The organism is Chitinophagaceae bacterium (assembly GCA_016717285.1).
GTDB lineage: Bacteria > Bacteroidota > Bacteroidia > Chitinophagales > UBA10324 > JACCZZ01.
This window is the reverse complement of the sequence record JADKFU010000001.1, coordinates 169,849-184,730: the sequence shown is the minus strand read 5'-3', so window position 1 is coordinate 184,730 and position 14,882 is coordinate 169,849. Positions and strand designations below refer to the sequence as shown.

At 39.5% G+C, this 14,882-nt stretch carries 11 protein-coding genes and 1 pseudogene; 11 read left to right on the top strand and 1 reads right to left on the bottom strand.

Annotated elements, in window-relative coordinates:
* Positions 1 to 48 precede the first annotated feature (48 nt).
* The 3 genes from IPO83_00720 (at position 49) to IPO83_00710 (ending at position 4,303) form a co-directional block, all read left to right on the top strand.
* Positions 49 to 2,130 carry an aryl-sulfate sulfotransferase gene (locus IPO83_00720; protein ID MBK9729814.1) on the top strand — a complete coding sequence of 694 codons (2,082 nt, stop codon included), beginning with the start codon at positions 49 to 51 and terminating at the stop codon, positions 2,128 to 2,130.
* 115 nt (positions 2,131 to 2,245) lie between these two features.
* Entirely contained in the window at positions 2,246 to 3,244 is a 999-nt protein-coding gene (locus tag IPO83_00715; GenBank protein MBK9729813.1) for an NTP transferase domain-containing protein, read from the top strand.
* Between the two features lie 108 nt (positions 3,245 to 3,352).
* Positions 3,353 to 4,303, top strand: a complete 951-nt coding sequence (locus IPO83_00710) for a nitronate monooxygenase (protein MBK9729812.1) — start codon at positions 3,353 to 3,355, stop codon at positions 4,301 to 4,303.
* Between the two features lie 122 nt (positions 4,304 to 4,425).
* Here the strand turns inward: IPO83_00710 and IPO83_00705 are convergent, their stop codons facing one another.
* Positions 4,426 to 5,064, bottom strand: coding sequence for a response regulator transcription factor (locus IPO83_00705; protein MBK9729811.1), 639 nt, complete (start codon positions 5,062 to 5,064; stop codon positions 4,426 to 4,428).
* 130 nt (positions 5,065 to 5,194) lie between these two features.
* Here IPO83_00705 and IPO83_00700 point away from each other — a divergent pair, with 130 nt between their 5' ends.
* The 8 genes and pseudogenes from IPO83_00700 to IPO83_00665 all read left to right on the top strand — a co-directional run bounded on the left by IPO83_00700 (position 5,195) and on the right by IPO83_00665 (position 14,877).
* Positions 5,195 to 7,909: a tetratricopeptide repeat protein gene (locus IPO83_00700; GenBank protein MBK9729810.1), complete on the top strand. Its 2,715-nt coding sequence runs from the start codon at positions 5,195 to 5,197 to the stop codon at positions 7,907 to 7,909.
* A 43-nt stretch (positions 7,910 to 7,952) separates the two neighbouring features.
* A complete protein-coding gene (locus IPO83_00695; protein ID MBK9729809.1) occupies positions 7,953 to 8,324 on the top strand; it encodes an Hpt domain-containing protein in 372 nt (123 codons plus the stop codon).
* Positions 8,325 to 8,549: 225 nt separating this feature from the next.
* A complete protein-coding gene (locus IPO83_00690) occupies positions 8,550 to 9,911 on the top strand; it encodes a hypothetical protein (protein ID MBK9729808.1) in 1,362 nt (453 codons plus the stop codon).
* 146 nt (positions 9,912 to 10,057) lie between these two features.
* Complete coding sequence (locus tag IPO83_00685) at positions 10,058 to 11,056, top strand: hypothetical protein (protein MBK9729807.1); 999 nt, start codon at positions 10,058 to 10,060, stop codon at positions 11,054 to 11,056.
* 145 nt (positions 11,057 to 11,201) lie between these two features.
* A complete protein-coding gene (locus IPO83_00680; protein MBK9729806.1) occupies positions 11,202 to 11,822 on the top strand; it encodes a DUF3455 domain-containing protein in 621 nt (206 codons plus the stop codon).
* Between the two features lie 497 nt (positions 11,823 to 12,319).
* Positions 12,320 to 12,379: pseudogene (locus IPO83_00675) on the top strand (hypothetical protein).
* A 72-nt stretch (positions 12,380 to 12,451) separates the two neighbouring features.
* A complete protein-coding gene (locus IPO83_00670) occupies positions 12,452 to 12,697 on the top strand; it encodes a T9SS type A sorting domain-containing protein (protein ID MBK9729805.1) in 246 nt (81 codons plus the stop codon).
* A gap of 11 nt (positions 12,698 to 12,708) precedes the next feature.
* Positions 12,709 to 14,877 carry a T9SS type A sorting domain-containing protein gene (locus tag IPO83_00665; protein ID MBK9729804.1) on the top strand — a complete coding sequence of 723 codons (2,169 nt, stop codon included), beginning with the start codon at positions 12,709 to 12,711 and terminating at the stop codon, positions 14,875 to 14,877.
* Positions 14,878 to 14,882: the final 5 nt, after the last annotated feature.

Sequence of the window (14,882 nt, the reverse complement as noted above, 5' to 3'; positions counted from 1 at the left end):
TTTTTGTACATCTTTAGACATTCTTAGCCACCTTAAATAACTTCCCCTATGAAATTCGTCACTTTACTTCTATTGCTTACTTCTACTGTTGCAATGGCAAAATACCAGTACGTATCCCCTATGCCTGGCTCTACGCTGAACAGCACACTAAGTCACATCATTATTCGCGAAGGAAGTTTGCTGGATCCGGCTTCTATCCAAAACAACGTGTTTGATTTGCAGGGATCAAAAAGTGGACAGCATTCTTTCAGGGTGGCTTTTTCTGATGACCAGAAAACAATCCTGCTTTATCCACAGGTGCCTTTCGGATTTGAGGAAGAAGTAACGGTGAGCATTTTACAAGGCCTTGTTTCTAAAAATGGAAATACACTACAACCCTTCACTTTTAAATTCACCACCGACCGTGAATACACAACCGCGGAAAAAGAAAATTTCAATCAACAGAAAGCAACTTTCTGGAGTGAAGAGTTAAAGAAGAATAAACCCTTTTATGAAAATGAACCGGTAAATCCCAATGCAGAACGTGAATTACTGGCAAGTTTCACGATCGTAAAAAATACGAATGCCACTCCCGGAGCTATCTTTTACGATGCCTGGAATGGTAGTTTTACGAATACAACATATGATGGATACAATATCATTTCACCTGACGGGGATTCAATTTATGCAAGTGATAAAGCAGCCGTCTGTTTTGATTTCAGCGTCAACCCTAATGGTTACTTATCCGTTTACAACGATGTCCTGGACCGGTTTGACGTGCTCGATTCAAATTACCAGGTCATTGATTCCTATTATCCCGGAAATGGCCGCACAGCCGATCCGCATGAATTTACCATGTATGAAGACGGTCATGCATTTATGGTTGCAGAAGAAACACATGTGGTGGATATGACAGTTTACAATCCAACTTATAGTCATAATGCAACAGTGATGACTACCGTGATACAGGAATTTGATCAAAGCAAGAATGTGATTTTCGAGTGGCGGGCCTGGGACCATGTGGTGCCAACCGAATCCTATCAAAATCTTGCACTTGGTTATATTGATGCTGTACATACCAATTCAATTGACCTTGATGATGATGGAAATATTGTGGCTTCCAATCGACATCTGAATCAGGTGAACAAAATTGACCGCAATACCGGGGAGTTTATATGGCGGCTTGGCGGAGTTGAAAACGAATTCACTTTTGTAAATGAACCCGAACCGTTTACGTATGAACACGATGCAAGGCGATTAAGTAACGGGAACATTACACTGTGGGATAATGGAAATCAACATGTGCCGGCACATTCAATGGCGAAGGAGTATCAACTTGATGAAATCAATAAAACAGCAACGCTTGTATGGAGCTTTCAACCTAAATCATATTCAAACACCAATTCTTTTTTTTATGCCATGGGTAGCGTGCGCAGACTTGCAAATGGCAACACCCTGGTAAATGGCGGATGGGATGCTTCATCGAACCAATCAAACATGTGGGAAGTAACTTCTTCCGGTGAAGTAGTCTGGGAACTGGCCTTGAATAATTCGAAGAGCTTAGTGAGTTACCGTGCTGCAAAATATACATGGCAACCTTGTGCATTGGTTGCTCCTGAGAAAATTAAGGTGAAAGAAATTACAGATCATTCTGCAAAAGTGACCTGGAAAGCGGTGAGTGATGCTGTTTCTTACGATGTACAATACAGGAAAACAGGCAAGCCCAATTGGAAAGTTCAGAACACTACCCATCTTAAAAAATTACTCAGTAACCTCGACCCTGATAAAATATACGAATACCAGGTGCGCGCCAATTGCATGAATGGCTTTTCTTCCGATTGGTCGCTGGTAAAAACTTTCACTACATTACCATTGCGGCTAGCCGCAGCACAGGAGATAGTTACCACCTTCAGCGTCTATCCAAACCCGACAAGCAATCTGCTGAACATGACCATTAACTCAGGTAGCGATCAAAGCGCAACGATCAGTGTTTTTGATCTTTCCGGAAAAACAGTTTTTACAGCTTCGCAACAATTGCAAACTGGCGAACAGGTATTGACTTACGATCTCACGCAATTGCCTGCAGGAATTTATCTTTCTGAAATAAAAACTGTTGAAGGATCACAAACCAGGAAGTTTGTGAAGGAGTAAAAACATATTTGGGATAAAGTGTTGTGTTAAGATTGAATATTAGTTTGAACGCAATCTTACCTTTTGCTTTCCACTCCGGATGCTTTATTGTATTTTGAGCTTTAAACACACCCTAATGAAGGCCATTATCCCTGTTGCAGGAACAGGAACTAAACTTCGCCCGCATACTTATACGCAACCAAAGGCGCTTATACCCATTGCAGGCAAACCTATTCTTGCATTTATTATAGATGAGATGATTGAAGCCGGCGTGAAGGATTATATTTTCATTGTTGGTTACCTGGGAGATAAGATCCGCGATTTTGTAAACACAAAGTACCCTCAGATTCACGCCAACTTTGTAGATCAGCCCTCACGCGACGGTATTGGTCATGCTATCTGGCATGCGCGCAACCTCGTTGAAAAAGATGAGCCTGTGTTCATTGCACTCGGCGATAGCGTTTTTGATCTGAATATGAAAGAAATTATTTCAGCACCCACTTCATTATTATGTGTGAAAAAAGTGGATGATCCGCGGACATTTGGCGTGGTGGAAATGGATGAGAAAGGCGGCCTCATCAACAGATTGATTGAAAAACCACAAATTCCAAAATCGAATTTAGCATTAGTCGGCCTTTATAAGATCAATGAATCCACCGCATTATTTGACGCACTTGATTATAACATAAAAAACAAAGTGGTAACACGTGGTGAAATACAGCTTACCGATGCATTGATGCGCATGATTGAGAATGGAATCGTTTTCAAAGGTTATAAAGTCAATAACTGGTTTGATTGCGGAAGAAAAGAAACGTTGCTGGAAACCAACGCGATCCTGTTAAAAAAGATGGGCCATTCTCTCGCCGCTAACCTGCAACATGAAAACTCCATCATCATTGATCCGGTGAGTATAGCTGACAATTGCAAACTCAATAACTGCATCGTGGGTCCTAATGTTACGATTGGTGAAAACACCGTGATTACCGCATCCATCATCAAAGAATCAATTATTGGCAGCAACTCAGTTATCGCTGATGTGCTGCTGCATCATTCATTAGTAGGTAATGACGCAACGATTCACGGCATGAGTCAGACGTTGAATTTGGGAGATGACACTGAAATAGATATGCGGTGAGAATTAGGAATTATGAATTAGGAATTGAGAATTCATAATTCCATATAGTTGTCCTATCAAATACTAACGACACCTGACTAACGACCTTTACTCACTACTCACTACTGAATGAAAAACCGTATCACCCAACTCTTCGGTATCAAATATCCAATCATCCAGGCGGGAATGATCTGGTGTTCCGGTTGGGAGTTGGCTTCTGCAGTCAGCAATGCAGGCGGATTAGGAATTATCGGAGCAGGTTCCATGTATCCGGAAATTCTAAGGCAACACATTCGTAAATGCAAAGCAGCAACCGATAAACCATTTGCAGTAAATGTACCGCTGTTATATCCGGACATTGACGTACACATGAAAACCATAATGGAAGAAGGTGTAAAAATCGTTTTCACTTCAGCAGGTAATCCTAAAACATGGACGCCCATTTTAAAACAGCATAACATCCAGGTGGTTCATGTGGTATCCAGTTCCAGGTTTGCAAAGAAATCAGAAGATGCCGGATGCGATGCAGTAGTTGCTGAAGGTTTTGAAGCCGGTGGACACAATGGCCGCGAAGAAACGACGACCATGGTTTTGATTCCATTGGTAAAACAAGCTATAAATATTCCACTGATTGCAGCAGGCGGTATTGCCTCAGGCAGATCGATGATGGCAGCTTTTGCACTGGGAGCAGATGGTGTGCAGCTTGGAACACGTTTCGCGGCGACTACAGAATCCAGTGCACATGAAAACTTCAAACAAAAAATCATTACTGCTGAAGAAGGCAGTACTATTGTCGCGATGAAGAAGATAGTGCCGGTGCGTTTGATCAAAAATAAATTTTATGAACAGATACAAGCGGCGGAAGATCGAGGCGCTCACGCGGAAGAAATAAAAATCATTCTTGGTCGTGCACGGGCAAAGCGTGGCATGTTTGAAGGTGAGTTGGAAGAAGGCGAGTTGGAGATTGGTGAAGTGAGTGCAAATATCCGTTCTATAAAACCCGCTGGGGAAATTGTTAAGGAAGTGTGGGAAGAGTTTTTATCTGCGCAACAGGAAATTGGGAAAATGGATTTACAGTGATTCCTGTTTTCGAATTAAAACATCGAATGTGAAGCCACTTCGTTATACCCTGAATATCTGATTTAAATATACAAGGCCAATGGCTTTCATCCATTCAACCTATAATGAATACGTACAGTGTCTCAAACTATTTTATTCTTCAACGCTTTAATCACCACTTCAGATTTAGAGTTCACATGCAATTTTCGGTAAATGTTTTTACTGTGAAACTTCACAGTGTCGATGCTGATGGAGCACACATCAGCAATCAATTTATAGCTCAGGCCTTTCACCAATCCGTCCACCACTTCCAATTCGCGTGGAGAGAGATGGAAATCATTTTGTAAATCCGGCGCTGGCTGATGGTTCATGTATTGCAATACTTTGCGCGCTACAGAAGGTGAGAGCGGAACACCGCCCTTATGTACTTCGAAAATCGCTTCAATAATTTTTTCCGGTGTTGTATTCTTTAATAAATATCCTGAAGCGCCTGCACAGATAGAAGCAAATATCTTATCGTCATCTTCCATTTCCGTCTGCATTAACACCTCGACATCCGGAAAACGTTTCTTGATGATCTGCACTGCCTCAATACCTTTTATCCCGGGCATCTCAATATCCATCAGCACTACATGCGGCTTTGTGGCTTCTATGCGATTGATCAGATCAGTGCAATCGTCATAAGCACCTGTACAAACCATTCCATCGGCTTCATCAACAATCTGCTGCAGGTATTCGCGAATGAGGCGAATGTCTTCGAAAATGGTGACACGGAGCAACATAATAATCTCTTTGCTGTAAAACTATTTCTTATATTTAGGATTAATAGTCTAAACCTGAATATCTACCCGTTTGTGTAGGGTATCTTAAGCTGCTTTAGTTGCATTTTTATTCACCATAAAATTATTATCCATGCAAAAAGCTCTTATAATCTCATTATTGAGAATGAGAATTTTCCTTCTGGTTTTCTCCACTTTGGTATCTCCATTTTCCTCAGGAAAATTATTTGCACAGGATCAGCACACAACTGATTCGCTGCTAAAGGTTTTAACGGAAGCACAGGATGACACTAACAAAGTCAATATACTGAATGCATTAAGCAAGCAGTTCTGGAGAGCAGGAAACTACGACGAAGGGAAAAATTATAGTGATAAAGCATTGTCCCTTGCGGGTTCACTTCGACTTGGAAAACAACAAGGATGGGTTAAAGGCATAGCAAACGCTTATAGTAATATGGGATTCATATACAGAAATCAGAGTAATTATCCCGAATCTCTGAAAAGTTTTTCCTTGTCATTGAAAGCAAGTGAAGAAGGGGGCTATAATAAAGGTATTGCGAATGCTTACAACAACATCGGAATTATCTGTGTTTATCAAGGTAATAGTGCTGAAGCATTAAAAAATTATTGGGCTGCGTTAAAAATCCAGAACGAAATAGGTAACAAGCAAGGGAGCGCCAACGCATACAATAATATAGGACTGATTTACGAAGATCAGGGTAACTATCCAGAAGCTTTAAAAAATTATTTTCTTGCTTTAAAAATCAGTGAAGAAGTCGCAGACAAGCAAGGTATGGCCGGCCCATATAATAATATCGGTAATGTATATTTGAGACAAGACAATTACTCTGAGGCACTTAAAAATTATTCAGCTGCATTAAAAATTAATGAAGAAACAGGAGACAAAAAAAAGATCGCTACTTCTTATGGAAATGTGGGAAATGCTTATTTAAGAATGCGAAATTATACTGAGGCCCTTAAATATCAATTTTCTTCTTTAAAAATTAGTGAAGAAATAGGAAATAAACAAAACATGGCTACCGCCAATGACAATATTGGTGATATTCATTCAAAACAGGGTGATTATGATCAGGCTTTGAAAAATTATTTTTCGGCTTTGAAAATTCAGGAAGAAATTGGTGAAAAACGCGGTGCTGCCATTTCCACCATTAATATTGGTGATGTATATACCAAGCAAAAGCTATTTAATAAAGCTCTTCCATTCTTGAAGAAAGGCTTGTCACTTGCAAAGGAAGATGAAAATAACGATGCTGTGAAGGGGGCTTATCTATTTCTTGCGGAAGCGTCCGCAGACATGCATGACTATAAAAGTGCTTACGAATATCACCAGTTATATTCTGATATAAAAGACACTTTGCTCAATATTGAGAACAACAAACAAATTGCTCAAATGCAGGCACAATATGCAGGTGAGAAAAAAGACAATCAGATCGCATTGCTCAACAAAGACAAAAATATTCAGGAGCAAAAGGTAACGCAACAAAAATTTATCAGAAATGTATTCATCGGCGGTTTGATTTTAATCCTCTTGCTTACAGCACTCTTATTCAACCGATACATGATAAAAATAAAAGCCAATCACCTCCTCGAAGAGAAAAACACGCAGATCGAAGCAGAGAAGGGACGCGCAGAAACATCTCAACTACGTGCCGAGAAGAGTGAAAAATTCAAGGAACAATTTCTTGCAAACATGAGTCATGAGATTCGAACTCCCATGAATGCCATCGTTGGCATGACGAACCTGGTGTTGAATTCAAAATTAGATGAGCAGCAGCACACTTACATGGATGCTATCAAGAAGTCATCGCATAACCTGCTGGTAATCATCAATGATATTCTTGACCTTTCAAAGATTGAAGCAGGTAAAATGGAGTTTGAGAAGATCAACTTCAAATTACAGGATGTGCTCAATCAGGTTTATAGTACGTTGCGATTTAAAGCAGAAGAGAAAAGTTTGAAACTGAATATAGAAACCAATGAGGAAGTTCCATCTGTAATTGTAGGTGATCCGGTTCGGCTGAATCAGATTCTACTCAACCTGGCTGGTAATGCAATTAAGTTTACGGAGAAGGGATCGGTGACGATTGATGTGAAGAACCAGACTTTGGGGATCAATAACCAGGAGACAGAGGACCATATCGAATCAATTTGCAATTTAGTCTTTACCGTTTCAGATACCGGCATTGGAATTCCTGAAGAAAGGATTGATACGATTTTTGAGAGTTTCAATCAGGCCGACAGGGATACCTTCCGCAAATATGGTGGTACAGGATTGGGTTTAGGCATTTCAAAATACCTTATTGATTTGCAGGGTGGAAGCATAGCGGTAAAAAGTAAACAGGGCGAAGGCAGCTCATTTACTTTCCTAATTCCCTACCAGGTTGGTACCATAGAAGGATTGCAATCGGAAACAAAAACGATTGATGAGCTGCAGAAATCGAAACTTGGTAACTTAAGAATACTTCTTGCTGAAGACAATTACTTTAATCAAATTGTATTGGTGGACACCTTGCAGGTTTTGTTGCCGGGCATCACAGTTGAAGTGGCAGCAAATGGAAGAGAGGCAATAGAAAAATTGAAATCGCAGCACTTCGACCTTGTGCTGATGGATGTTCACATGCCGGAGATGAATGGATTGGAGGCAGTACACATCATTCGAGAAACGCTTCCATCACCACTCAATAAAATCAAGATTATTGCCTTAACGGCAAGTGTTACAAAAGCAGAGATCACTAATTGTTATGAAGCTGGTATGGACGATTACGTGCCTAAACCTTTTGAACAGGAGGAGTTGGTGAGTAAGATTGCAAAGCTTACGCTGAACTGACACTGTAATATTTCTAACTTGCATTTGGATATTAAGAGCTCAAATGCCTGTTCCTGCTAATAGCCTTATTGACTTATCATTTGTGACTTCCATTGCTAAAGGAAGTCCTGAAGTTATTTTGAAGTACCTGCATATTTTTTTAGAAGACACTCCACCACAAATTGCTGCACTTGAAAAATCAGTTGAAGCGAATGATTGGAATGGAGTTGGAAACATCTCACATGCATTGAAATCGCAACTTAATTTTATAGGTGCCAAATCAACTGCTCAGCTTGCAGGAGCTATCAAAGATGCTTCAGAAAAAAATATTGAACAGGATTCCTTGCCATCGAGGATGAAAGAGTTTTCTGAAAAATATGCTCAGATCCATAAAGAATTGGTGGAGACGGTAAATAAGCTATCAGGAAAATTATGAGTTGAATAGGTTGATAGCGTTTAAAGTCTAGAGTTTAGATTGTATTCCCAGTAACATCCTGGTTCATGGCTGATAATCCTCCTATCAACTTATCGCTATTATTTATATTCAGTGCTCCCCAATTCCTAATTCTTAATTCCTAATTCTCAATTCTCCCCTACCCCAATGTGTAGTTGCGACAGGCATACTACTCAACCTACTTTTGATGAACAAAATATACAGCTCATGAAAAGTCAGACAACCATTTTACCGGAACTCATTTTATCTGCAGCAACACTATCAGAGGTGTCCATTTTTTCAAGCAAAATACTGACACCTTTTATCATGCACAGGATAATAATCATGTTTGTAAGTTTCCTTTTTATTGATAATCCTTGTTTCAGTCAGAACGCAAACGTTCAATGGCAACAAGCACTCGGAGGGTCAGACTATGATGAGCCCGCCGCTATCATTCAATCGCACGATGGTGGATTGGTTGCCACAGGATTCACTTTTTCTTCCGAAGGAGATGTAACTAAAAATTATGGAGGAGCCGATGCGTGGATTCTGAAAATGGATGGAGAAGGTCACTTGCAATGGCAGGTTACGGTAGGAGGAAGTGCAGATGATTACGCTTACGGAATAACCGAAACAATGGATGGTGGATTTGTGATAGCAGGTGAAACGAAATCATGTGAAGGAAATTTCTCTTCCAATCATGGCTTTTCAGATGGATTGATCGCAAAGGTTGATTCACATGGAAAGCTGCTATGGACTAAACTTTTCGGATCACCGGGCAACGATCAGTTCAACGCGGTTTTTGAAAATGCAGATGGAAGTCTGGTTGCAGCAGGAACTGTTGCCTGTCATGAAAATGATAAAAAAGGCGTCGCTGATTTTTGGCTTTTAAAAATAAATGCAGATCAGACAGTATTGTGGTCAAGACATCTCGGAGGAGACGCTAATGACAGATTGATTGGCGCCATGAAATCCAATAATGGATACATGCTCTGTGGCAATACCATCTCGAGCAAAGGAAACGCAGCCGCAGGATATTACCGTAAAACCAATGGATTGATCATTAGCACGAATGCTGAAGGAAATGTGCTATGGAAAAAAACCATTGGCGGTTCCAATGATGATGTGATCACTGCCTGTTCACTTACTATCGATCAGGGTTGCCTTATAGGAGCCATCACTGATTCAAATGATGGAATGCTTTACAGTTTTAAACAGTCATCAAATATTGATTGCTGGCTTCTTAAAATATCAGCCATAGGCGTGATGGAATGGCAGACTGTTGTGTTTGATGAAGGTCAGGATCTTGTAGCCAATACCGTTCTGGAAACAATTGACGGTGGTTACTTCTTAGGCGGTACCGCTTCTCAACGGTCTGTGATGATGAAATTTTTCCAGAACCGATTGATGGATTGGGCACTACTGGGTGACAGAAAGAAAGAAACCGGAAAAGCATTTGTCGAGATGCCGGATAGCAGCTTTATCATGGCCGCTGCAGGATTTACTTCTGATAATTATATCCGAAACAACGGGTTTGAAGACTTCTATATGGTAAAAATGAAACCTGTTAATGACAACTCTTATAAATAAAAACAAGAAGTTGATTGCGACCTTAAAATGTGTCTCATTATTCAGCATTCAAAATCAAAGTCAAAGACATCTCAGAATATTTCTTTAAAGGACGAAGCCGAAAATCCTCATCAGAGTAGGCTAACAAATTAAATAAAAAATAAAAAATGATGAATCAACGAATCACTAAAACCAAAACTATCAGTTCATTAATGCTGATCGCACTTTTCACACTGGCATTTACCAGTTGCCAAAAACAAAATCTGTCTCCTGAAACTTTAAATACTTCCGCTGTTGCAACCGGATCCGATAAGGAGCTTAATCCTAACTCACATTGCCTGGTAACACATACCGACAATGACCTCTTTGGTTATTCCCTCGACATTTATTATAACGCAGATGGTGATCCTGATTCAATGAGTTTTGGTGGATTTCCTGCAACGATGAAATACGATGCAAAGGGAAGATTGAGAACCGCCAATTACGGGTCCGATGGTGTACACTTCGATTTTCTTTACAGTGGCAGAAGCTTGCTTCCTTCTGTGCTGAAATATTACTATCCCGGTATCACCTATCCTGTTAATAACGGGTTAATTGCTATTGACAGTTTTTCATACAACGCGAAAGGTGAAATGACTAAGCTCAGTCTGAACAACCTGCTATTTCCTGCATACAATGGTGTTGAAAATTATGAATATGACGTGCAGGGGAATGTAACCAAGGTTTCAATTACAGCTCAAAATGGTGGTACCGTTTTTTTTCCCGGATATGTTGAAAATGAAGCATTCAGCTACGACAATAAACGCAATTTCATGACCGGCAGTAAATGGATAAAATATATTTTATACAATTCTGGTGTATTTCCTGCAGATTATTTCAGAATGTTCAGCAGGAACAATGCATTGGACTGGACCTGGGGATACGACGGTGGTTACAATCCAATTTCGGCAGATTATGAATACAATGAGGAAGGTTTTGCTACGAAAGCCAATAATCATTTGTTCGATATAGATGGTGTTACCGAAATAATTGCATTCACTGACAACTCTTTATCTACCTGCGATGGGTCAGGCCAAAAACCGCAAGCGATTCCTTCTAAAAGAATTCAACTGCTCCCTGGTAATTTGTTGAAACTGCCTGGAACATTACCATTAACCATTAAATAAAATTTCGACTATTTCGAAAGTGACGAATGAAGATTTCTTCGCACGCAAAAATGTCTTAAAAAAAACAACAACTAATTAAATCAATTAAGGAGAAAGCCGAAAATCCTTAAACAGAGTAGGCGAAATAGTTAAACATAAATCAAAAATGAAAAGACGAATCAATCAAACAAAACTCTTCGGCGCTTTAATGCTGATGACCTTTTTCACACTTGTATTTACAAGTTGTCAAAAAGAAAATGTTATTCCTTCAGAGAGTGAATTTAGCAGCACCACTTCTGTAGACTTAAAACAAGGACCTGACGTACCTGAAATTATTGCCGTACCTGCCGGAAACAGGGTGATCTGGCATGCATATGCAACAGGTGTTCAAATCTACCAGGTTCAGCAAAGCACTACTGATCCCAATGTTTATCTCTGGGTTTTCTTAGCACCTTCCGCCACGTTGTTTTCAGATGCAGGACTCACCCACCAGGTTGGTACTCATTACATAGGCCCCACATGGAAAGTAACCACCGGACGCAAGAATGGGGAGTTTGTAGTTGGAGTTAAATTGCAGGGTATTACTCAGGATGCAACTGCTGTTGCCTGGTTGCTGCTTCAGGCAGTGCCGAATTCCGATCCGAACTATTTCAATGAAGTTACTTATATCCAACGCATCAACACCGCGGGCGGACTGGCACCAACCACCGGCGCTGACGCTGATCATTTAGGTGAACAGGTAGAAATTCCATACACTGCTGAATATTATTTCTTCGGTTCAAATTGAATTTTCAGGATAGCTGCTATTATGAATATGGCGGCTATCCCTTTTTTAGAATCATCAATTCCACCTTTATTTGTTATATTTATTTTTCCTCTTTCATGCTTTGATCATTAAAAGACCGCATTCTCGCATTGATCAATACTTCATTTTTACTGTGCAAAATACCTATTCATAACCTTGTAGTTATTATGATAAAAACTTCTAACAAATGAAGATGGATATGAATTTTTATTGTGAAAGGAGATCAATTGAATAATGCATTCGGGAACACCATTAAATACGTACATAATTATGGAAGCTAAAAAATATTCAAATTGGATGATAGTATTATTATGGATGTGGGCAGTAACTTTTACTGCCTGTGATAAAGATCATGCTGCCAATCCAAACCACCTTGTGACAGTTAGTTCTCTTGGAGGCAACGGTTCACTCGGATTTGCAAATGGGGCAGGTTCTGAAGCACAATTTTGGGGACCAAAAGGAATTATTGTAGATGAGATAACCATGTTTATGCTGTTGCCAAAGATTATTCCGGTAATTTATGGATGGGCACCGAGAACGGATTGTCCGAGTTTCAAGAAGGAGGAATCGTGAGTGTTGATAATAGTATTCCTGCTATCAAAAAATTCAACTTGAAAGTTTTTCCCAACCCATTTCAACAATCCACTACTGTCTGTATATTTCTCGAAAAGAATGCAGACGTTACCCTTGAGGTATTTAACCTTCTCGGACAAAAAGTAAAAACCATTTTGCAGAATCAGAATCAAACAGAGGGAAAACATCAATACTTATTCAGTGGGAACAGTGAAGGAATTTATTTGGTGAAACTTACGGTGAATGAAATTTCTTCTGCGCAAAAAATAATTCACGCAAAATAAAAACGAATGCTATGAACAGATATTCACGATCAGTCTTCTTTCTCTTTTCTCTTATCTTAATAACTATCGCAAATTCATTCGCACAAAATCCGGAATGGATTAACTATACGAATGGGAACTATGTAACATCAATAGCAGCACAGGACAGTTCGGTTTGGGTGGCAACATATGGTGGAGGACTGGTAAAGATTAATAAGAATACCGGCGAAACCTCCTTCTTTAATCATGCAAATTCAGGCCTTCCATATAATGCTGTTTTCTCCCTTGCTTTGGATCATCAGGGTGATTTGTGGATGGGCAATACTGATGGTGATTATAGTTACCTTGCTAGGTTTGATGGTACACAATTTACCTCTTACAATCTTGTTTGTGTACTGTCCATTGCAGTGGATTCCAATGACAATAAGTGGTTTGGTTGTATCGATCTTCAAAAATTCGACGGAACAACCTGGACGAATTTTTCCCCAAGCGGGTTTATTAATATTGATAATCTTGCTATAACTTCGGATCAACATATATGGGGTTTATATCGTGGTGGAAATTCCATTTTGGATTTCGGATATACAGGTGATTCAATGACTTCCTATAATTTTCTAAACTCCAATATCCCTTATGGAAATTATTCAGGGCTTGCAATAGATTCCAACGATACGCTTTGGTTCTGTTCCACCGATCATGTCACTGAAGAAACGGAACTGGTATCTTTCTTCAATGGAGCAATGGTTCAGGTTATTCCTTTTCCTTCTTCGGTAACAGGCACGATCAACCAGCTTTTTATTGATAAAAATGATTCGAAGTGGATCGCATCTCAACACGGACTTTTAGAATTTAGCAATGGCAACTGGATAGTTTACGACATCTCCAATTCAGCTATCAGCAGTAATGCAGTGCTCGCCGTGAGTACAATAAATGATAATGATATTTGGATAGGAACTGACGCTGGTCTCGACCGGCTTAATAATAATATATGGACTCACCATATTACTTCCAACTCCGGGTTAAACAGCCGATATGTTCTTAATGTTAAAGCCAGCACTCTTAAAAGTATATGGATGGATAATGAATCATCCTTGATTTCATTCGACGGAGAAATTTGGTCACACTTCAATCCGAATAACTCAAACGGACAGGGTCCGGCATTCAATCTTTTTGACATTGGAGACGAAGACAATCTTTGGCTATATGATATTTCCAATTACGGTCTCGATCAGTTTTCCATTCAGTCTAACGCATGGTCATTTTACGATCAATCAAATTCAGACATTCCTTCAAATGAAACAATAAGCGCTTTGTATGCAAATAATGGAAATGGTGTCTGGATGCAGTTTGTTTCCGGCGTTCCTGGATTGGTTGAATATGATGGCACTACCTGGAAAATATTTAATACAACTAATTCATCTATTCCTTCTGATGATTCACGTTTGATTGGAGTTGACGAAGAGAATAACGTGTGGCTTGCAGAACCCTATAACAATGCTGAACACGAAAACAAAATTACTAAGTTCAATGGTTCACAATTCGATACCTATGTATTTGGTGATACCAGCTTACATTTTGATTTCGGGCTTTCACATATGGCCCGTGACCAGCAAGGCAACTGGTGGTTTACTTCTATTCCAGGCATATTCAAATTTGACGGAACGGAATTTATCCTGAACCCTAATGGTTTTTCAGCATACAATGCATTGAATATTCTTATTGATGCAAATGACGTAAAGTGGATGGGAACTTATAGTGGTTTGATAAGAATTGATGACTCGTCAAAATATGTTTTTGATATCAGTAATTCGGGTTTGGGAGGTAACCATGTTTACGCTGTTGCCAAAGATAATTCAGGGAATTTATGGATGGGCACAGAGAACGGATTGTCTGAGTTTCAAGAAGGAGGAATCGTGAGTGTAGATAATGGTATGCCTGCTATCAAAAAATTCAACTTGAAAGTTTTTCCCAACCCATTTCAACAATCCACCACTGTCTGTATATTTCTCGAAAAGAATGCAGACATTACCCTTGAGGTATTTAACCTTCTCGGACAAAAAGTGAAAACTATTTTACAGAATCAAAATCAATCCGCCGGAAAACATCAATATTCTTTGACTGGAATTGGAGAAGGAATTTACTTGATGAATCTTACTGTAGATGGAATTTCTTCCACTCAAAAAATTATTTGCCAAAAGTGAAATTA

Coding starts and splice junctions, on each gene's coding strand:
- IPO83_00720 (MBK9729814.1), top strand. CDS start 49: ATGAAATTCGTCACTTTACTTCTATTGCTTACTTCTACTGTTGCAATG.
- IPO83_00715 (MBK9729813.1), top strand. CDS start 2,246: ATGAAGGCCATTATCCCTGTTGCAGGAACAGGAACTAAACTTCGCCCG.
- IPO83_00710 (MBK9729812.1), top strand. CDS start 3,353: ATGAAAAACCGTATCACCCAACTCTTCGGTATCAAATATCCAATCATC.
- IPO83_00705 (MBK9729811.1), bottom strand. CDS start 5,064: ATGTTGCTCCGTGTCACCATTTTCGAAGACATTCGCCTCATTCGCGAA.
- IPO83_00700 (MBK9729810.1), top strand. CDS start 5,195: ATGCAAAAAGCTCTTATAATCTCATTATTGAGAATGAGAATTTTCCTT.
- IPO83_00695 (MBK9729809.1), top strand. CDS start 7,953: ATGCCTGTTCCTGCTAATAGCCTTATTGACTTATCATTTGTGACTTCC.
- IPO83_00690 (MBK9729808.1), top strand. CDS start 8,550: ATGAAAAGTCAGACAACCATTTTACCGGAACTCATTTTATCTGCAGCA.
- IPO83_00685 (MBK9729807.1), top strand. CDS start 10,058: ATGATGAATCAACGAATCACTAAAACCAAAACTATCAGTTCATTAATG.
- IPO83_00680 (MBK9729806.1), top strand. CDS start 11,202: ATGAAAAGACGAATCAATCAAACAAAACTCTTCGGCGCTTTAATGCTG.
- IPO83_00665 (MBK9729804.1), top strand. CDS start 12,709: ATGAACAGATATTCACGATCAGTCTTCTTTCTCTTTTCTCTTATCTTA.